Source organism: Blautia sp. HCP3S3_H10_2, assembly GCF_052122375.1.
Lineage (GTDB): Bacteria > Bacillota > Clostridia > Lachnospirales > Lachnospiraceae > Blautia_A.
Window position 1 is genome coordinate 51,931 of the sequence record NZ_JBQKCL010000006.1, and the last position, 19,702, is coordinate 71,632.

A 19,702-nucleotide genomic window follows, 5' to 3' on the forward strand; every position below is an offset into this window, starting at 1 on the left:
GTATCGTATAATACTACGGAATATCTTCACTCAAAAACACTACATATAAATAAGAAAGTTTGGGGATTTTTTCATCCCACACGAATGTCAGATAAACAGGCTTTTAGCCGCCTTTGTCCGGCATTTGCAAGCACAAACGAGGAGGCATATTTTTTACATGAGCAATAAATATACATTAGGAATTGACATCGGTTCCACCACTGTCAAAATTGCAATACTTGACGAGAATGACACTCTGCTTTTTGCAGATTACCAGCGTCATTTCGCCAACATCCAGGAGACTCTGGCAGAGCTTCTTGAGAAAGCCTATGAGAAGCTTGGCGAGCTTACCCTGCACCCGGTGATCACCGGGTCCGGCGGTCTGACCCTTGCCAATCACCTGGGCGTTCCTTTTGTCCAGGAGGTTATTGCAGTATCCACTTCCCTTCAGAAGATCGCACCGCAGACAGACGTAGCCATCGAGCTGGGCGGCGAGGACGCCAAGATCATCTATTTCGAGGGCGGTAATATCGAACAGCGTATGAATGGTATCTGTGCCGGCGGTACCGGTTCTTTCATCGACCAGATGGCATCCCTGCTTCAGACAGACGCCACCGGACTGAATGAATATGCCAGGAACTATAAGGCACTTTACCCCATCGCAGCCCGCTGTGGTGTATTTGCCAAGACTGATATCCAGCCACTGATCAATGACGGTGCTACCAAGGAAGACCTTTCCGCTTCCATTTTCCAGGCAGTGGTAAACCAGACCATCTCCGGCCTTGCCTGTGGGAAACCGATCCGCGGACATGTAGCTTTCCTTGGCGGTCCCCTTCATTTCCTGGATCAGCTGAAGGCCGCATTTATCCGTACCCTGAAGCTGGATGACGAGCACGCCATCACACCTGAGAATTCCCACCTTTTCGCAGCCATGGGTTCTGCCATGAATGCCAAAGATGAGGTGACCGTATCTCTTACCGATATGAAGGACCGGCTGAAGAATTCCATTAAGATGGACTTCGAGGTGGAGCGTATGGAGCCGCTTTTTGCCACCCAGGAGGATTATGAAGCATTTAACAAGCGCCAGAGTGCTTATCAGGTGAAGAAGGGCGAGCTTTCCCAGTATCACGGCAACTGTTATCTGGGAATCGATGCCGGTTCCACCACTACAAAAACCGCTGTAGTAGGTGAGGACGGTACCCTGCTTTACTCCTTCTACAGCAATAATAACGGAAGTCCCCTTAAGACTGCCATCCGTTCCATTCAGGAGATCTACAGTCTTCTCCCGGAGGATGCCCATATCGCATTCTCCTGCTCCACCGGTTACGGTGAGGCCCTGATGAAAGCCGCTCTGCTTTTGGACGAGGGAGAGGTAGAGACAGTCTCCCATTATTACGCAGCCGCTTTCTTTGATCCGGAGGTTGACTGTATCGTGGATATCGGTGGTCAGGATATGAAGTGTATCAAGATCCGTAACCAGACCGTTGACAGTGTACAGCTCAATGAGGCATGTTCCTCTGGCTGTGGTTCCTTCATCGAGACCTTTGCCAAATCCCTGAACTATTCCGTACAGGATTTCGCCAAAGCAGCCCTCTTCGCAGAGCATCCTATCGATCTTGGAACCAGATGTACGGTATTCATGAATTCCAAGGTAAAGCAGGCCCAGAAGGAAGGTGCTTCCGTAGCTGATATCTCTGCCGGCCTTGCATATTCCGTTATCAAGAATGCCCTTTACAAAGTTATCAAGGTTTCCGATGCCAAGGAGCTTGGCAGACACATTGTAGTACAGGGCGGAACCTTCTACAATGACGGTGTTCTTCGAAGCTTCGAGCGTATTGCAGGCTGTGAAGCCATCCGTCCTGACATCGCCGGAATCATGGGTGCTTTTGGTGCTGCCCTGATTGCCAAAGAGCGTTATCATGCAGAAGGCCGTGAGACCACCATGCTTTCCATTGACAAGATCAATGAGCTGAAATACACCACATCCATGGCAAACTGTCACGGATGTACCAACAACTGCCGTCTTACCATTAACAAATTCACAGGCGGCCGCCAGTTTGTAAGCGGAAACCGCTGCGAGCGTGGTATCGGCAAAGAGAAAAACAAGGATCACATTCCGAACCTTTACGAATATAAATACAAGCGGATTTTCTCCTACGAGCCGCTTTCCCCGGATAAAGCCACCCGAGGCAAAGTGGGTATCCCAAGAGTCCTGAACATGTTTGAGAACTATCCTTTCTGGTACACCTTCTTTACAGAGCTGAAATACCAGGTAGTGCTTTCCCCTACCTCTACCAGAAAGATCTACGAGCTGGGTATTGAGTCCATTCCAAGTGAATCCGAGTGCTACCCTGCCAAGCTTGCCCACGGACATGTAACCTGGCTGCTTAAAAACGGTGTGAATTTTATTTTCTACCCATGTATCCCTTATGAGCGCAACGAGTTCCCGGACGCAGTCAACCATTACAACTGCCCGATCGTTACCTCCTATGCGGAGAACATCAAGAATAACGTAGACGAGCTTCATGATCCGTCTATTACCTTTATGAATCCGTTCCTGGCACTGACTTCTGAGGAAATCGTCACCAAGAGACTGACGGAAATTTTCCCGAAAATCCCGGCTTCTGAGGTAAAAGAAGCTGCCCATAAGGCTTGGGAGGAACTGGCTGCCGTACATAAAGACATCGAGACAAAAGGCGAGGAAACCCTTCAGTACCTGAAACAGACCGGCCGCAGAGGTATCGTTCTTGCAGGACGTCCTTACCATATTGACCCGGAGATCCACCATGGTATCCCGGATCTGATCAACAGCTATGGTGTTGCTGTCCTCACTGAGGATTCTGTTTCCCATCTGGTTCCGGTTGAGAGACCGATCCGTGTCAATGACCAGTGGATGTACCATTCCAGACTTTATGCCGCAGCAAACTATCTAAAGACAAGGGATGACCTGGATCTGATCCAGCTGAACTCTTTTGGCTGCGGACTTGATGCCGTAACCACAGATGAGGTTTATGAGATTCTGGATGGCAGTGGTAAGATTTATACCTGTCTGAAAATTGACGAGGTAAACAACCTTGGTGCTGCAAGAATCCGTGTCAGATCTCTTCTTGCAGCCCTCCGTGCCAAGGATGCGCAGAAGAAGCAGCGTACCATCAATCCGTCTTCTATTGAGAAGGTGGTATTTACCAAAGAAATGCGCAAGAATTACACCATCCTCTGCCCGCAGATGTCACCGGTACACTTCTCCCTTCTGGAGGCTGCCTTTAATGCAAATGGTTATCATCTGGAGGTCCTTCCAAATGACAACAAGCATGCCGTTGATGTGGGGCTGAAATACGTAAACAACGACGCATGTTATCCTTCCCTGATCGTTGTAGGACAGATTATGGACGCTCTTCTATCCGGCAAATACGACCTGAATAAAACAGCTGTTCTCATGTCACAGACAGGAGGCGGATGCCGTGCTTCCAACTATATTGCTTTTATCCGCCGTGCCCTTAAGAAAGCCGGCATGGAGCAGGTTCCGGTCATCTCCATTAACTTAAGCGGTCTGGAGAGCAACCCTGGCTTCAAGCTTACCCTTCCACTTATCAAGGCGGTTGTATATGCAGCTGTATTTGGTGATATTCTGATGAAGTGCATTTACCGTATGCGTCCATACGAGCTGGAGAAAGGAATTGTAAACCGCAAGCATAAGATCTGGGAACAGCGCGTAATCGCATTTGTTTCCGGAAGCTCTTTAAGCCACAGCCAGTTTAAGAAAATGAGCCGGGAAATGGTTCATGATTTTGATACCATCCCGATCAGCGATGAGAAGAAACCACGTGTTGGTATTGTAGGTGAGATCCTGGTAAAATTCCTTCCAGCAGCGAACAATCATCTTGCAGAGCTTCTGGAAGCGGAAGGCGCTGAGCCGGTAGTACCGGATCTGATCGACTTTATGTCCTACTGCTTCTATAACCAGAATTTCAAAGCCGAGAATCTGGGCTTCAAGAAGTCCAAGGCTTTCATTGGAAATATGGGCATCAAGGCAATTGACTGGGTTCGTAAGACTGCCAATGAAGCTCTTGCTGAGAGCCGCCATTTCCATCCTACCGCCGACATCCGTGATCTGGCCAAGATGGCACGGCCGATCGTGTCCGAAGGTAATCAGACTGGAGAGGGCTGGTTCCTGACCGGTGAAATGATGGAGCTGATTCATGATGATGTTCCGAACATTGTATGTATCCAGCCATTTGGCTGTCTGCCGAACCACATTGTAGGAAAAGGTGTTATCAAAGAAATCCGCCGTCAGTATCCGAAGGCAAATATTGCAGCCATCGACTATGATCCTGGCGCAAGTGAGGTAAACCAGCTGAACCGTATTAAGCTGATGCTTTCCACTGCACAGAAGAATCTGAAGGCTGAAGAAGAAAAGAAAAACGCATAAATTTTTAATAAGTGTAGCAAAAGGCCCCTCAGAACTACTGCTCTGAGGGGCCTTTCGTTACATATTAACACAAATATAATGTTAAGGTTAAAATGGCAATTTACCCGCAATTTTCTTTAAATAAGCTCCGCCTGGCATCATGGCAAACTGCTCGTCAGAAGGCTTGCTCACTGCCAGATAGACAATAAAGTATACGATCACAGCAAGCACAACTGCAATTCCAAGGCTGATAAAATTGGAATGAATCAGCTTGTAAATTCCATAATAGGAGAACCCGGCCACTACTGCCATGGGCACGGAAGCCAGAAGAGGATTCAGATAAGCACTTCTCCATGGATTCTTATACTGCATATATTGCTTCATAGCGCGTTCATTGAGCAGACACATTACTACCGCATATATGATCATGGCAATTACAATGGAATAAACTCCAAGGTCCGTGACCAGAAGCAGGATCGCCATGGCGATCACATCTACCACCAGTGCAATAGCCGCATTGATCATCGGGATATTCGGCTTACCGATTCCCTGAAGCACTCCATTGGAAATATTGGAATTTCCATTGAGGATAATGGTGATAACGCCAAGCATCATCAGCTGGGCTGCAGCTCCCTCTGTCCGCGGGAAAAGCAATCTGGTGATAGGTCCTGCAAGAACCGCAAGCCCCACTGCACATGGAATGGAAATAAACATACTGATCCAGGTCGCGCGGTCAATCTTATCCCGGGCACTGTCCATGTTTCTCTTGGCATACTGGGCAGAAACTTCCGGAATCATGGAGGTCGGCGCTGTACTTGCAAGTGTCAGCGGAATATTGATCAGTGTCATATAATAACCATACTCCGCATACAGACTCGTAATCGTGTCGTGATCAATCCCCTTAAAGCCCTGAATGCCGGAATACATGTAGCTGTTAATAAAACCATTTACATTGTAAATGAAAGAACTGAGAATGATCGGCATTACAATGAGGACAATATTCTTCATCACCTCACTGGTAGCCTCATCCCGTGAATGAGTATCCCGTGCCAGTCTTCTTTTAATATTCTTCCTGTTTACCCAGTATACAAAAAGCATAAAAAGCAAAGCGGAAGCAACTCCGGCTCCGGTTCCCATAGTCGCTCCGGCAGCTCCCCATGCATTTCGCACAGACTCTTCTGCTCCGCTGAATTTATTCAGCATAACTGTAGACATGAGAATTGCAAAAACTGCAACAAAGCACTGCTCTACGATCTGTGATAAAGAGGTAGGAAGCATATTCCGGTATGCCTGGAAATAGCCTCGGAAGGTTCCCAGGATTCCAGACAGGAAAATGGTCGGTGCCAGCATTTTGAGGGCAAGTCTCGCTCCTGACATGGACTCCGGTACCAGAATGGATGATCCAAAGAGACAGAAAAGAGCTACCACGCCTCCCATTACAATTACATATAAGAGTGCACAGTGAAATACCTTCTGGGCATCTCTGTAGCGCTTAAACGCCAGCTTCTCCGCCATAATCTTGGATACCGCCTGCGGAATACTAAAAGAAGCGATCATCAGCAGTATGAAGTAAACATTCTGGGCATAGTTGAAAAGTCCCATGCTGCTGTTGCCAAGTGTGCTGGAAAGCGGACTTTTATAGAGCATTCCGATGATCTTGGAGATCAATGCCGCGATCATCAGGAATGACGCATTTTTAACAAGTGTATTATCGTTCTTTTTCCCCATTTTCTAATTTTCCTTTGCTATATTTTCGATCTGCCAGTCAATGGGGGCAAGCCCGTTTTTCTCCAGAAATTCATTGGTCTGGCTGAAATGCCTGCATCCGAAAAATCCTCTTGACGCAGACAGCGGGCTTGGATGTGCAGCTGTCAGAACCAGCTGCTTCGGATTGTTCAACATTGCTTTTTTCATCTGTGCAGGTCTTCCCCAAAGCAGATATACAATCGGGCGGTCCTGTTCATTCAGGGTCTGGATAACTGCATCTGTGAACTGTTCCCAGCCAATTCCCCGATGGGAAAAAGCCTGATGGGCCCGTACAGTAAGCACCGTGTTCAGAAGAAATACTCCCTGCTTTGCCCATTTTTCCAGACAGCCATTGTCCGGAATATAGCAGCCAAGATCGCTGTGAAGCTCTTTATAAATATTCACCAGGGACGGGGGAATATCTACATCCTCCCTTACAGAGAAACAAAGTCCATTCGCCTGACCGTCATTATGGTAGGGATCCTGACCCAGGATTACTACTTTTACATCGTTTAATGGTGTATATTCAAAAGCATTAAACATGTCCTGGGGCGGTGGAAAGATTTTCTTGGTGCGGTATTCTTCCATCACTGTTTTATATAGCTTGGCATAGTAGGGCTGGTGAAATTCATTTTTCAGCGCTGCCTGCCAGTCTCCTGATATCTGACCCATTTCATTGTCACCTCATCTTAATCGTATATTTATGATGTTAGTGTCAAAAAGTCTTTTGACACTAACTCGATACCACGGATTGTTCCGCAGCTGCGCTGCTCCCACAATCCTTCAAACATTCGAAATCCGCTGATTTACTGCGTAAATCGCTACTTTCTCATGTTTGGCGTGTCCCAAGATCAAAAGCTTTATCGTGCAAGCACGAACAGCTTTTTGACCTTTTGACACTGGTATCATATTTATGTAACCGTGAAAATTTACTTTTTTATCTTCTTACCGGCACGCCTCTGCCAGCCAGATAATCTTTCACCTGGGATATCTCCAGTTCCTTATAATGGAAAAGAGAAGCAGCCAATACAGCGTCTGCTCCGCCATCTGTAAGACCTTCATAAAAATGCTCCAGCGTACCGGCTCCACCGGAAGCGATAACCGGAATCGATACAGCATCTGCAACTGCCCTGGTCAGGGGAATATCATATCCTGCCTTAGTTCCGTCACAATCCATGCTGGTAAGAAGAATTTCACCGGCTCCAAGAGCTTCCACCTTCTTCGCCCACTCTATAGCATCAATTCCCGTGTCCAGACGGCCACCGTGCTTGTAAATATTCCATCCACCGTCAGGACGTCTTTTTGCATCAATGGCTACTACGACACACTGACTGCCGAATTTATCAGCTGCCTCGCGGATCAGCTCCGGACGGTCAATGGCTGCAGAATTTACAGAAATCTTATCAGCTCCTTCACGGAGCAGTTTCTTGAAATCATCTACCGTGCGGATACCACCGCCTACTGTAAATGGAATGAATACGTTGGCTGCAACCTTGCGCACCATATCCACAACGGTGTCTCGCTGCTCACAGGAGGCAGTAATATCAAGAAATACGACCTCATCTGCTCCTGCCTCATCATAGGCCTTGGCAATCTCTACCGGGTCACCGGCATCCTTCAGATCTACGAAATTGACGCCCTTTACTACACGGCCGTTATTTACATCCAGACAGGGAATAATTCGTTTTGTAAACATGATTATGCCTCCTTCCCAAGATTTGCAAAATTCTCCAGTATTTTCAGACCATATCTGCTGCTCTTCTCCGGATGAAACTGGCAGGCAAATATGTTGTCTTTTTCAACGGAGGCATGGATGGTCACACCATATTCTGTAGTGGCTTTCACAATATCCGGCTCCTGTGCCTGAAGATAATAGGAATGGACAAAATAGACATATGTCTCCTCCGGGATTCCCTTAAACAAGCGTCCCTCATTCTGAAGATGAAGGGAATTCCATCCCATGTGGGGAATCTTAAGTCCTGGGGCAGGCGGTATCTTCACGATTTTGCCTTTCAGAAGGCCAAGGCCTTCTGCTCCGGGAGTCTCGTCGCTAGACTCAAAAAGGAGCTGTAAGCCCAGACAGATTCCCAGGAAAGGAGTCCCTTTCTCTGTAATCTCCTTGATCACAGGTACAAGTCCGAATTTATTCAGATTATTCATCGCGTCCCCAAAGCTTCCAACACCTGGAAGAATTACTTTATCTGCATTCAATAATACTTGCGGATCTCTGGAAACTACAGTCTGCTCTCCAAGGTAATGAAGAGCTTTTTCCACACTCTTTATATTGCCAGCGTCATAATCAATAATTCCAATCATTCGGGCTCCTCCTGTTGTCTGTATTTAGTCTGTACTGCGAATCGTAAGCAGTAAGCTTTTTGTCATTCTTACAGTATAACGCAAAAACAGGCGGTTGCAAAGAGCTAATTCCCTGCAGCCGCCCGTTTTGTTAGTTTGTCCTGTCCTGCTTAATCAGCACTGACTTTTTTATGAAAAATTACAATTATCTATACATTTACTTACGGTCAAGAGTGAACCAGAATTCCACGCCATTGTCAAAATTCTGAACACCATACTGCTGGTTCATTCCTTCCATGATTGCCTTTACAATGGAAAGGCCGATTCCACTGCCGCCATACTCTCTTGTACGGGCTTTATCCACCTTGTAAAATTTATTCCACAGATTTGGAAGATCTGCTTCCGGAATCGGGGTTCCGGTATTAAATACCGTTACTTTCACCTTGTCTTCCTGCTTCTGTACTTTGATCTCCACGATCTTTTCCCCATCCAGATGATTAAGGGCATTGCTTACATAATTGGTCACAACCTCTTCGGTCTTGAATTCATCTGCCCATACATAAAGAGGCTCTGTTTCATGAAAAATCACACGGGCTTCTTTCTGCTTGATCATAATATCCATAGTGGAAAGTACGCCTGTGATCAGAGCTGTCAGATCAAACCTTTCCATAACAGCGGCATCTTTACCGGATTCCAGCTTGTTCAATGTAAGAAGGTTCTTCACCAGCTTGTTCATCTTGGCTGCTTCGTCGATAATTACATCACAGTAGAAATCCATGCTCTCCGGATCATCATTAATATTCTCTTTCAAACCTTCCGCATAGCCTTGTACAAGTGCGATCGGCGTCTTCAGCTCATGGGAAACATTATCCAGGAATTCCTTTCGCATTTCGTCGATCTTCACCTTATTTTCGATGTCCTTCTGCAGCTCATTGTTCGCGGATTTCAGCTCGGAAATGGTGCGTTCCAGCTGGCTGGACATGTTATTGAAATTCTCGCCCAGTACATCGATCTCATTACCTGCCTTGCTCTTATATCTGGCCTCAAAATCCAGATCTGTCATCTTACGGGAAAGCTCTGTAAGCTCGGAAATCGGCTTGGTCAGCTTCCTGGTAACTGCCATAATGCACATTCCACTTATAACAATAATGACAATTCCAACGAAGAAATAAAATTTATTTGAGATATCTGCACTCTCACGGATGCTTTCCAGCGGACTTCTGATCAGGAAATAATTGCCATTGTCAAATCTGCCCCAGCATTCCACATAATCCATTCCTACGAAACGGTCATGCACCTGCTGGACCACACAGCTGTCCGTCTGTTTCAGGATTTTCCCTTTCCCATTGTCTACATCCAAATCGCTGGCATAGCCAAAAAACAATTTACTTCTCAGCTGATCTTCGTTTTCCGGCCAGCAGAGATACTTGGTATTATCTTCATTGATCAGCACCCATGTCAGATTATTCCTGGAGCTTGCCTGCAGAATATCCGACGGAAGGTCTCCCTGCTCGCTTTCCCCGTCATCATCTGTCATGGAATCCGTGTCAATCTGGCTCAATACTTCCTTTGCCTCCAGAAGGGTCTCTGTCTTTTTGGATACATAATATTTCTCCAGAAATGCACCATTGATCACGGATATGGTAAAAATAGACAAAAACATAAGCCCAATAAAAGTAAAGGTGATCTGGTGCTTTATGGATCGGATTTTCTTCGGCTTCTTCATCACTCTACCTCAAACTTATATCCCATTCCCCATACGGTTTTGATGTATTCGCCTTTTTCGCCCATTTTACTTCTCAGCTTCTTGACATGAGTATCAATGGTTCTGGCATCTCCGAAATAGTCATAATTCCAGACAGAATTAAGAATCTTTTCCCTGGAAAGGGCAATGCCCTGGTTTTCCAGGAAATAAGTAAGGAGCTCAAATTCCTTGAAGCTAAGATCCATAGGATTGCCATCTACTGTGGCAAGATGCGCTGCCTTATCAATCACGATTCCACCGGCACTGAGCACATCCTCTGCCCCTGCCTGGCCAGTACGACGGAGGATTGCTTCTACCCTTGCTACCAGGATCTTCGGGCTGAATGGCTTGGATATGTATTCATCTACGCCCAGGTCAAAGCCCAGAAGTTCATCTCTTTCATCTCCTCTGGCTGTAAGCATGATGATCGGCACCTTGGAATTCTTACGGACCTCCCTGCACACTTCCCAGCCATCCATCTTCGGCATCATTACATCCAGAATGATCAGTGCAATATCTTTTTCTTTATAAAAGATATCCATGGCTTCCTCGCCGTCTCCTGCCTCCAGCACCTGGAAATTCTTCTTGGTAAGAAAGTCTTTTACAAGCTTTCTCATTCGGCTCTCGTCGTCTACTACAAGGATTTTTAAAGTATCCATATATCTCGTCCTCCTCTTTTATATGACAGAGCAGTTGCACATCATATCCAGTTACAACAAACAGGAACCAGACTTACAAAATCTGCTCTGCAAATATCTTTCGTAATTTTACTGATATACTAGCACAAGGGTATGTTGATTTTGTGAACGCGTACACATTTTATCATAAATAAAAAACCATATCAGAGGAGAAAAGTTGTTACTGTTCGTTTTGGTCCAATAACACTTTTCTTCTCCTTCTATAGTTTCTTATTATTTCTATAACCCGTTTTCATAAACATCATTGATTACAGACTGCGCATACTCCGCTTCCTTTTTCTGCGTAATCGCATTGCGGTCGCTTAAGATTGCCAGCATTTCATCTGCCACATCTTCCATTCTGGGGCTGCTCACACGATAAAGGTAACCCAGCATACGGGTCGCTGTATAGTCAGTGATCATATATTTATAGGCAATTTCCCGGCAAAATGCATCTGGGTAACCTTTCTCCTGAAGTAACATATTCCAGACACCTCCATTGTACAAATAGTCTATATTCGAAAGCAGCTGATTTCTATTATGATTTTTCTTTCATTTTTCAATATTTGCATTATACTATATCATAGATTTTTCTGGCAACACAAAACCTGTGGATTTTTTCTATAAGATGACTTTCCTGCATTTTTGTGATATATTAAATACATCAACAGAATACATACAGGTTTCTTTTTTAAACAAGCTCTAAAGCCTGTTTCCCAAAATAACCAAATTTCAGAAAGAAGGAATTAACATGCGTCAGGAAAGTTTTAAAATGGAGCGTCCGGGGCTGGTAAAGCCGGGCGATAAGGTTCAGATTACCGAGTACCAGTCTTATATGAATTATAGCTACATCATTGAACCAGCTGTTGCCATGTCCGGCTGCTACCCCAACTCCAGGAGAATTAAGGCAAAGGAAGGCACTATTGTAAGCGTGGAGAAAGCGCCTCTTAGCGGTTATGTGGTAATTGCTGAGTTTGAAGAATAATCGTTGCAAATTTAACTTATACGCATAAGAAATAGCCGTCCTACTCTCTGATAAAGTTTAGGAACGGCTATCTCTGTAATAAACAATTTTCGTTTTTACTATATCTGCACTGAATCAAAAATTCTATTGCATTTATTTATATGCAACAAATCCAATATCCTTAAGTGTCATCTCAGGCTGCTGTTTCAGAAGCTCCTGCCAACACAAAAAGCCAAGCTGGAGATATGCATTTCCAAGCTTTTTCAGATCTCCTGTGGAAGAATTAGTAGTATCTGAAATTGTCTGGAAAGAGAGCTCTGTATTGTCTGTGTATGTTTTCATATTAACCATAGTTTTTAGTTCTACAGCGCCACGTACTCCCTGGGAGTTAAATACCAGCACATAATACACAGGTGCTGTGGTGGAAGCACGGGAAATTGTTACCTGTGATGCTGTCTTTGTAGAACCGGCATCCATCTCTGTGGTCAGAACCAGTTCCAGTTCATCCTTGGAAGTGTTATAAATAATACCTGCATTAACACTCATTCCCGATTCCGTATCATATTCATTTATACTGATGAATTTATTTCCATCACTGTTCGTATTGCCTTTATTCTGGATGTATGTGATCAGCTTCCGGAATCCCGTTGTAGATGAATTAGTAGTTGCATTTCCTTTAACGGTAACCTTGCAATTAAATTTCACGCCGCCTACAACTGCTGTAACAGTTGCGGTTCCTGCACTTTTAGCAGTAACTTTACCCTTACTGCTTACTGTAGCCACCGCTTTATTGCTGCTTGTCCACTTAGGCTTCTGTGTGGTACCAGTCAGCTTTAACTGGTAGGTTTTCTTTGCATTCAGAGTAACTGAGGTTTTGTTCAGCTTCGGTGCCTCAACGGTCACTTTACAGGTATATTTCTTACTTCCCACTTTAGCAGTAATAACTGCAGTACCCTTTTTCTTAGCGGTAACTACACCAGATGAGGACACCGCTGCAACAGACTTTTTATTGCTGGTCCATTTTGGTTTCTTCTTGGTGCCTGTTACTTTCAGAGTTTTCTTCTGGCCTTTTACCAGCTTTACTGTCTTAGCATTCAGCTTCACAGCTGCCTGCACCGTCTGCATAGCTCCAAGATGTGTGGCTGCTTCTGGAGATAACAGAATCAATGAAAATACTGCTATCAGTACAGCGGTAAACTTTTTCCAGATCTGGGTTTTCTTTTTCATATGATTTCCTCCTTTTGCTCCCTGGCTTCTATTTCTTCAGCTTCTGAGCATATTCTTATTGTCATTATAAGGGAATTGGGAAATCTTTTCAATATTTGTCCAGAAAATAACAGCAAAAAATAAACGCATATTTCACATCTATACAGCACGAAATGCATCATAAAAAAGAAAAAACGCCGTAAATACGGCGTCTTAACTATGGACCTGGCGGGAATTGAACCCGCGTCCGAAAGTCTATCCCTTGTGGCATCTCCCATCACAGTCGCTGTATTAACATTCCCTCCACAGCACGCCCACCGACAGGCTTACTGCTTCAGTAGCTTCATGATACATCTACCGGGGCAAAGCTTACCCGGCAAGGTTTCTCACAAGGTCGACGCCAGACTCCTGAAGTGTGAGTGCAACAGGACTGACGGGCAGCACTTAGGCTGCCATTACTAACTGATCGTCAGCGTTTATATTTAGAATTTCCCGTTATTACGCAGTTCGGGAGACTGCGGATGGCTTCCACAACTTCAAAACCCCCGTCGAAACCAGTACAAGCCCTAATGGATAAAATAGGTATTGCTGGTGCGCAGACGAAGTTTGTGTAATCATTTTGACCAGAGCATGTAAAAACTCTGGAATCTTATTATATGCAATTCATTTAAAACTGTCAAGGCTGAATCTATATTTTTGCCTTTTTAAGAAAAATCTTTTTAAGAAAAAACGCCGTAAATACGGCGTTTTAACTATAACCTGGCGGGAATTGAACCCACGTCCGATAATCCAATATTCAATCCATGAAACAACACATACAAGGCTTCTACGCTTCTACCTTCACCAGCTTTCCGTCAATATATCTTGCCCGGATATTCCGGTCATCTCCGATATAGCAGAATCTCTCCAGTTTCTCCTGGGCAGTCATCTTTGTCCATGGATCTTCCATATTATCAACTACAAGCGCATTAAATGCATATCCCTTTTCGAAAGATCCTACCTTTCCGAACACACTTCCGGCTTCCTTGGTTGCATGATAAAATGCCTGTGTGAGGGTAATAGTCTTGCTTTCTTCCGGCTCGTAGAACTCTTTCAGCTTGGACAGCTGCACCGCTCTTGCCACCTGGCGGTAAACGGCGATTCCATGACCTCCGGCAATATCCGAACCAATGGCAATTTTCAGTCCCTCATCTGCCATTTTCTTAAGGGGCATGATTCCTGCGATAATGTTCACCGTTGCATCCGGACAATGTACAGAAAAGCTTCCATGCTTTTTCAGAATCCGCTTATCTTCATCCGATGGGAAAATAACGTGTGCAAAAATAGAAGGACCGTGATCCATCAATCCTGCGCGCTCATAGATCTCCGCATCAGAGCCATACCCAGGAAACAGCTTCAAGGCTTCCTGCGCTTCCCAGATGGATTCTACCAGATGGGTATGTACACCACAATGATATTTTGCAGCCAGTTTTCCCAGTCCCTGAATCAAAGACTCACTGCAGGTAGGTGCAAAACGGGGTGCCAGAATGGTTTTCACCTTTTTGCTGCCCTCATGCTCTGCCAGATATTTTTCAGTTTCTTTCAGGGAATCCTCAGTTGTTTCGATCAGGAATTCTGGGGAATTACAATCCATATTTACTTTTCCCACATATCCGTACATTCCTTTTTCTTCCATCTTGTCAAACAGATAGTTGGTAGCTTCCCGGTGGATGGTGGCAAATACATTGGCATGGAAGGTACCATGACGGAGCATGTCATCCACAAATGCATCATAACAGTTTTTCGCATACTCCATATTCTGGAAACGGGATTCCTGTGGGAATGTATAATGATTCAGCCAGTCAGAAAGCAGACAATCCATGCCGATTCCACGCTGCACATACTGTGCCCCATGTACATGCAGATCAGAAAAAGCAGGTATGATCAGCTTATCGCCATAATCCACAATTTCTGCACCCTTATACTGCTCTGGCACTGTCTCACAGATCTGTGAGACCACACCATCCTCTACAATGATATAGCTGTTTTCATGAACTGCCAGCTGGTCAGCTGCCGGTGTAAATAAAATGTCTCCGTGATAAATTTTTACTGCCATGTTCTTCCTCACCTTCTTAGAGCCTGGCTAAAACGATCCATACTGAACGTTTTTCACACAGTCTCTGATATTACAAATCTGTTTCATTATAAATGTATAACACGCTCTGGAGCAGCTTGAAAAAGGCTCTAATGTGTACCTGCGATCCGCACTTCGATCCTGGTAGAATAATTCCCGTTATTCTGCTCCACGAACTGATCGATAATGTTGACCGCCAGAATGGTATCCTCCAGATTCAGGTTCCGCCCCCATCTTTTTATCCTGTCAAAACTGTCCTGGATCTGCTCATAAGCCCCTTTATGATACCCCACCACATAAGTACCTGCCGGTATGGTCAGGGTTTCCGCATTTTCCGCATCAGAATCATCTGTCAGAAGCGCTCCAAATTCCTTTTTGATTTCCCCATTTTTATTTTTTCCGTAAAAAACAATGGTCGGATAAAAATAGAAGGATTCTCCTGCATAAATCTCTGTTTCAGTCCCAATGGGAATGTATTTTCTTTCCGGATATTTCACAACCTGAAAATCCTCATAATCGACTCCCTTTTTAGAATCTTCAATAAACTGGATTTTTCGCAAAATCGCATGGTCAATGCGCATCATTTCCTCCCACTGGGCGTGGATTGCTGCCGAGCGCTCTTTTAACCTTTTTAATGCCTCATCCGGATCCTTTGTGTCCTGGAAATCCCGTACCGCATCAATGGAATATCCAAGTTTACGCATATAGCGGATGGATGCCAGCTTATACGTCTGGTCGAAACGGTATTTCCGGTAGCCATTATGTGGATCCCGGTAATTCGGTTTCAAAATACCGATCTTATCATAATAATGCAGTGTCTGCACATTCAATCCAAACAAAGTTGCCAGCTCATTTACATTCAGATACTCTTTATTTCCCATAAAACGCTCCTATCTTGCGCCCTTTACATATGGCTTACTGAGTGCTTCCGGCTCGCTGTTCTTTCCTGCTGCTCCGATCATCGCGATCAGGGTCAGTGCATATGGCAAAATAGCCAGAAGGAATGGAGAAATGGATACTCCAATAGTCTGGAGACGGATCTGCAGGGCATTAGCCGCACCAAACAAAAGAGCTGCACCGAACATTCCAAATGGTGTATAACGTCCAAGGATAACTGTAGCCAGTGCGATATAACCACGGCCGGAGATCATATTTTCCGTAAACACGCCAAGCTGTACCAGAACCAGATATGCACCACCGATACCGCCCAGAAGCCCATTAAATACCATTACGATCCAACGGTATTTTTTTACCTGGATTCCAGCTGATTCTGCTGCCTGAGGATGTTCTCCTACCGCTGTAAAAGACAGTCCCAGATTCGTTTTTTTGTAAAAAATCCAGGTAAGAACAAGCAACACATAAAGAGTGTAAGTAAGAAAATCACAGTTAAAAAATGCATCTCCGATCAGCGGAATTTTAGACAGGCCTGGGATTGCAATGTTGGGAAAAGTCTCAATCTGCTGATATCCCTGGCCATTTGACATCAGCTTGAACAAAAAGCTGGTCACACCAAGCATCAGCATATTGATTGCCAGACCGGATACAGACTGGTTCTGGACCAAAGTGATGGAAAGAAGTCCGTGAAGCAGACTGACTACAAGCCCTCCAATCATTCCCAGTAAAAGTCCTACAAAAAGATTACCGGAATACCAGGCTCCCGCAAAGGAGAAAAAAGCACCGCTGAGCATAACCCCTTCCATGCCGATGTTCAGGATACCGGATTTCTCCGCAATGGTCTCTCCGATTCCGCCGTACATAAGCGGCACGGCCAGACGGACAGCGGCTGCCAGAAATGCAGTCATAAAACTTAAACTAAAAATCTGTTGAAGCATTACGCATTTCCTCCTTTTCCATGTGTCTTCTTAAAATGGAACAGTTCTCTTCCCAGAATCAGCACTACCACCACACCGATCAGGATGTTTACAATGGCGGACGGCACCCCAAGCTGTCTCTGCATGGAACCTGCGCCAACCTGCATTGCCGCGTACAAAACTGCCACAAAGAAAACTCCCACCGGATTATTAAAAGCTACAAGTGCGATCAGCACTGCTGTGTATCCACAGCTTGAGGAAATTCCCTCCAGCAGTTTTTTCTGAATGGCAAGAACCTCGATTCCACCGGCTACTGCGGAAAGTCCACCGCTTAAAAATGCCGAAAGGACGATATTTTTCATAACGGAAATACCATTGCAGGCGCTGCCTCTTTTATTCAGTCCTACTGCCTTTAATTCGTATCCCATAGTTGTTTTTTCCAGGAAAAACCATACAACGATCACACATAAAACAGCGATCAGAATTCCTGCATGGAAGCGGGTTGCCGGGATCAGATTGCCCAGCTGCACGGACTTGTCGATTTTGGCAGACTGGGGAACATTTCCCTCCGGATCCATCAAAAAGGAACGGACTGCATAACCAAGGAAATTGATAGCAATGTAGTTCAGCATAATGGTAACGATGATCTCTGAAATATTAAATTTCGCTTTACAGACAGCTGCGATCAATGCCCAGATGCCGCCAGCCAGAAATCCCACGATCAGGGAAAGGATAATTCTTGGTACACCAGGAATGGCTGTCCAATCCAGAGCCACGATGGTGGTCGCCATTGCTCCTACATAAAACTGGCCTTCTGCCCCGATGTTAAAAAATCCGGTGCGGTATGCTACTGCACAGCCAAGTCCTGTCAGGATCAACGGACAGGCTTTTACGAAAATTTCTGCAAATCCTGCCGGAGTTCCGAAAATTCCACGGAAGAAAAGGCCGTAGGCTTCTGCCGGGCTTGCACCGCAGGCAATGATAAGAACGGTTCCGACTATCACTGTGATCACAAGAATCAGAAGCACATCTGTGATCGCTCTTGTTCTTTTTTCCTTCTCCATCATCTTGCCTCCTTCTCTGAAATTCCGCCCATAAGAAGTCCGATTTTCTGTACGGTTGCTTCTTCTCTATTCAGAATTCCCACGATTTTACCGCCAAAAAGTACAGCGATCCGGTCGCTTAATGCCATGATTTCTTCCAGGTCTGCCGAGATCAGCATCACACTTTTTCCTGCATTTCTCTGGCTGATCAGCTGCTGGCGCACGAACTCTGTAGCTCCGATGTCAAGACCTCTTGTAGGCTGGCTTGCTACGATCACCTTTGCCTTATCGGTCAGCTCCCTTGCAATGATCAGCTTCTGCTGGTTTCCACCGGACAAAAGCTTCACAGGAGTATCAATACCCGATTTTCCAGAGGCACGAACCTGATACTGTTCCATTTTTTCTACTGCGTTTTTGCGGATGGCAGCCTTATTCACAAGGGAATGTCTGGCAAATGGAAGCTTCTTATACTCCCGCAATACCAGATTTTCTGTAATGTTCATTCCTGTGATCAGAGAATCCTGCTGTCTGTCCTCGGAAATGTAGGAAACACCCGCTTCATACCGTCCGCGGATGCTTTCACCAGCCAGGCTTTTGCCGTCCAGGATGATCTCTCCTGCACCTGTCTTCTGGATTCCAGTGATAACCTCAGCCAGCTCCTTCTGGCCATTTCCCTCTACCCCTGCAATTCCCAGGATTTCTCCTTTATGAATGGTAAGGCTGATATGATCCAGTTTATGTCGGCTGTGCTTTCTGTGAGTATTGGACACATTTTTCAGCTCCAGCATAACCTCTTTCTGGGGAGTTCCTTCTATATTATAATCATCGGAAAGCTCACGTCCGATCATGTAAGCTGATAATTCCTCCGGATTGGTATCTGCGGTAACAAGATCTGCCACCTGTTTTCCATCACGGAGAATGGTGACCTTATCGCTGATCGCCATGATCTCACTCATACGGTGAGTGATAATGATGATGCCATACCCTTCTTTTTTCAGATTCCGCAGAACCTCAAAGAACTGAGTGGTCTCCTGAGGGGTGAGCACACCGGTAGGTTCATCCAGGATCAGAAGCTCTACATTCCGATATAAGGCTTTCAGAATCTCCACTCTCTGCTGTTCTCCCACAGACAGGTCACTTACCACAGCATCCGGATTTACATGCAGGCCATATTTTTCTGCCAGGTCTGTCAGTTTCTTTTTTGCAGCTGCACGGTTCAGGAAAAAGGAGTTGCCCCTCAGATTCAGGATCACATTATCCAGAACTGTCATTTTATTCACCAGGGAAAAATGCTGCTGGACCATTCCAACCCCCGCCTCAATAGCTTCTCTTGGGGATTGGAAATCTGCCGGCTTGTCTTTCCAGAGAATTTCCCCGCTATCAGCAGTATAAAGACCAAAAATAATATTCACAAGAGTGGTCTTTCCGGCACCATTTTCTCCAAGAAGCGCATGGATTTCACCTTTTTCAACGGTCAGATTGATGTCCTCGTTGGCATACACGCCGGAAAATGATTTACAGATATGTTTCATTTGAAGAAGAGACATTGTTTTCTCCTTTTTTCTAAACGTAGTGAAAAATTAAGTAACTGTTCAGAGCCAATTACAAAATTAAGCTGAAATTCCGAAATGCTATCCGGATGACCGCTTGATACCATTTCTTCCTTTCAGCTTAATCATTTTGGATCAGTCTTTTTTGCCAGAGCGTGTTCAAAAC

The 19,702-nt window shown here is 45.2% G+C and carries 15 protein-coding genes and 1 other RNA gene; 2 read left to right on the plus strand and 14 right to left on the minus strand.

The features are described 5' to 3' along the window. Positions 1 to 157 precede the first annotated feature (157 nt). Positions 158 to 4,408, plus strand: a complete 4,251-nt coding sequence (locus ACTQWB_RS08170; protein WP_441501512.1) for an acyl-CoA dehydratase activase-related protein — start codon at positions 158 to 160, stop codon at positions 4,406 to 4,408. Between the two features lie 87 nt (positions 4,409 to 4,495). Here ACTQWB_RS08170 and ACTQWB_RS08175 read toward each other — a convergent pair whose 3' ends face one another. The 7 genes from ACTQWB_RS08175 to ACTQWB_RS08205 form a co-directional block, all read right to left on the minus strand. Next, positions 4,496 to 6,115, minus strand: coding sequence for a putative polysaccharide biosynthesis protein (locus tag ACTQWB_RS08175; protein ID WP_441501511.1), 1,620 nt, complete (start codon positions 6,113 to 6,115; stop codon positions 4,496 to 4,498). 3 nt (positions 6,116 to 6,118) lie between these two features. After that, positions 6,119 to 6,805 (minus strand): uracil-DNA glycosylase, encoded by a 687-nt coding sequence (gene ung, locus ACTQWB_RS08180; protein WP_441501510.1) that lies wholly within the window; start codon positions 6,803 to 6,805, stop codon positions 6,119 to 6,121. 265 nt (positions 6,806 to 7,070) lie between these two features. Beyond that, a complete protein-coding gene (hisF, locus tag ACTQWB_RS08185; RefSeq protein ID WP_441501509.1) occupies positions 7,071 to 7,829 on the minus strand; it encodes an imidazole glycerol phosphate synthase subunit HisF in 759 nt (252 codons plus the stop codon). Positions 7,830 to 7,831: 2 nt separating this feature from the next. Next, positions 7,832 to 8,449 (minus strand): imidazole glycerol phosphate synthase subunit HisH, encoded by a 618-nt coding sequence (hisH, locus tag ACTQWB_RS08190; protein WP_441501508.1) that lies wholly within the window; start codon positions 8,447 to 8,449, stop codon positions 7,832 to 7,834. Positions 8,450 to 8,645: 196 nt separating this feature from the next. Continuing rightward, a complete protein-coding gene (locus ACTQWB_RS08195; RefSeq protein WP_441501507.1) occupies positions 8,646 to 10,154 on the minus strand; it encodes a HAMP domain-containing sensor histidine kinase in 1,509 nt (502 codons plus the stop codon). Further along, a complete protein-coding gene (locus ACTQWB_RS08200; protein WP_441501506.1) occupies positions 10,154 to 10,831 on the minus strand; it encodes a response regulator transcription factor in 678 nt (225 codons plus the stop codon). The genes ACTQWB_RS08195 and ACTQWB_RS08200 overlap by 1 nt, the downstream gene beginning before the upstream one ends. Positions 10,832 to 11,089: 258 nt before the next feature. Then, on the minus strand, positions 11,090 to 11,332 hold the full coding sequence (locus tag ACTQWB_RS08205; protein WP_441501505.1) for a hypothetical protein: 243 nt from the start codon (positions 11,330 to 11,332) through the stop codon (positions 11,090 to 11,092). A 268-nt stretch (positions 11,333 to 11,600) separates the two neighbouring features. Here ACTQWB_RS08205 and ACTQWB_RS08210 point away from each other — a divergent pair, with 268 nt between their 5' ends. Then, on the plus strand, positions 11,601 to 11,834 hold the full coding sequence (locus ACTQWB_RS08210; RefSeq protein WP_226821125.1) for a hypothetical protein: 234 nt from the start codon (positions 11,601 to 11,603) through the stop codon (positions 11,832 to 11,834). Positions 11,835 to 11,966: 132 nt separating this feature from the next. Here ACTQWB_RS08210 and ACTQWB_RS08215 read toward each other — a convergent pair whose 3' ends face one another. The 7 genes from ACTQWB_RS08215 to ACTQWB_RS08245 all read right to left on the minus strand — a co-directional run bounded on the left by ACTQWB_RS08215 (position 11,967) and on the right by ACTQWB_RS08245 (position 19,533). Continuing rightward, positions 11,967 to 13,040 (minus strand): Ig-like domain-containing protein, encoded by a 1,074-nt coding sequence (locus ACTQWB_RS08215; protein ID WP_441501504.1) that lies wholly within the window; start codon positions 13,038 to 13,040, stop codon positions 11,967 to 11,969. A 196-nt stretch (positions 13,041 to 13,236) separates the two neighbouring features. Continuing rightward, positions 13,237 to 13,586: a transfer-messenger RNA gene (gene ssrA / locus ACTQWB_RS08220) on the minus strand. A gap of 259 nt (positions 13,587 to 13,845) precedes the next feature. Beyond that, on the minus strand, positions 13,846 to 15,114 hold the full coding sequence (locus tag ACTQWB_RS08225; protein WP_441501503.1) for an amidohydrolase family protein: 1,269 nt from the start codon (positions 15,112 to 15,114) through the stop codon (positions 13,846 to 13,848). Between the two features lie 128 nt (positions 15,115 to 15,242). After that, entirely contained in the window at positions 15,243 to 16,013 is a 771-nt protein-coding gene (locus ACTQWB_RS08230; protein WP_441501502.1) for a MerR family transcriptional regulator, read from the minus strand. Between the two features lie 9 nt (positions 16,014 to 16,022). Next, a complete protein-coding gene (locus ACTQWB_RS08235; protein ID WP_441501501.1) occupies positions 16,023 to 16,964 on the minus strand; it encodes an ABC transporter permease in 942 nt (313 codons plus the stop codon). Further along, positions 16,964 to 18,010 carry an ABC transporter permease gene (locus ACTQWB_RS08240; protein WP_441501500.1) on the minus strand — a complete coding sequence of 349 codons (1,047 nt, stop codon included), beginning with the start codon at positions 18,008 to 18,010 and terminating at the stop codon, positions 16,964 to 16,966. Before ACTQWB_RS08240 ends, ACTQWB_RS08235 begins: the two co-directional genes overlap by 1 nt. Next, a complete protein-coding gene (locus ACTQWB_RS08245; protein WP_441501499.1) occupies positions 18,007 to 19,533 on the minus strand; it encodes an ABC transporter ATP-binding protein in 1,527 nt (508 codons plus the stop codon). Before ACTQWB_RS08245 ends, ACTQWB_RS08240 begins: the two co-directional genes overlap by 4 nt. Between the last annotated feature and the right edge of the window lie 169 nt (positions 19,534 to 19,702).

Bases quoted from the DNA above. Each gene is read 5' to 3' on its own strand.
- ACTQWB_RS08200 (WP_441501506.1), bottom strand. From the start codon at position 10,831: ATGGATACTTTAAAAATCCTTGTAGTAGACGACGAGAGCCGAATGAGA.
- ACTQWB_RS08245 (WP_441501499.1), bottom strand. From the start codon at position 19,533: ATGTCTCTTCTTCAAATGAAACATATCTGTAAATCATTTTCCGGCGTG.
- ung (WP_441501510.1), bottom strand. From the start codon at position 6,805: ATGGGTCAGATATCAGGAGACTGGCAGGCAGCGCTGAAAAATGAATTT.
- ACTQWB_RS08170 (WP_441501512.1), top strand. From the start codon at position 158: ATGAGCAATAAATATACATTAGGAATTGACATCGGTTCCACCACTGTC.
- ACTQWB_RS08195 (WP_441501507.1), bottom strand. From the start codon at position 10,154: ATGAAGAAGCCGAAGAAAATCCGATCCATAAAGCACCAGATCACCTTT.
- hisH (WP_441501508.1), bottom strand. From the start codon at position 8,449: ATGATTGGAATTATTGATTATGACGCTGGCAATATAAAGAGTGTGGAA.
- ACTQWB_RS08205 (WP_441501505.1), bottom strand. From the start codon at position 11,332: ATGTTACTTCAGGAGAAAGGTTACCCAGATGCATTTTGCCGGGAAATT.
- ACTQWB_RS08215 (WP_441501504.1), bottom strand. From the start codon at position 13,040: ATGAAAAAGAAAACCCAGATCTGGAAAAAGTTTACCGCTGTACTGATA.
- ACTQWB_RS08235 (WP_441501501.1), bottom strand. From the start codon at position 16,964: ATGCTTCAACAGATTTTTAGTTTAAGTTTTATGACTGCATTTCTGGCA.
- hisF (WP_441501509.1), bottom strand. From the start codon at position 7,829: ATGTTTACAAAACGAATTATTCCCTGTCTGGATGTAAATAACGGCCGT.
- ACTQWB_RS08240 (WP_441501500.1), bottom strand. From the start codon at position 18,010: ATGATGGAGAAGGAAAAAAGAACAAGAGCGATCACAGATGTGCTTCTG.
- ACTQWB_RS08175 (WP_441501511.1), bottom strand. From the start codon at position 6,115: ATGGGGAAAAAGAACGATAATACACTTGTTAAAAATGCGTCATTCCTG.
- ACTQWB_RS08230 (WP_441501502.1), bottom strand. From the start codon at position 16,013: ATGGGAAATAAAGAGTATCTGAATGTAAATGAGCTGGCAACTTTGTTT.
- ACTQWB_RS08210 (WP_226821125.1), top strand. From the start codon at position 11,601: ATGCGTCAGGAAAGTTTTAAAATGGAGCGTCCGGGGCTGGTAAAGCCG.
- ACTQWB_RS08225 (WP_441501503.1), bottom strand. From the start codon at position 15,114: ATGGCAGTAAAAATTTATCACGGAGACATTTTATTTACACCGGCAGCT.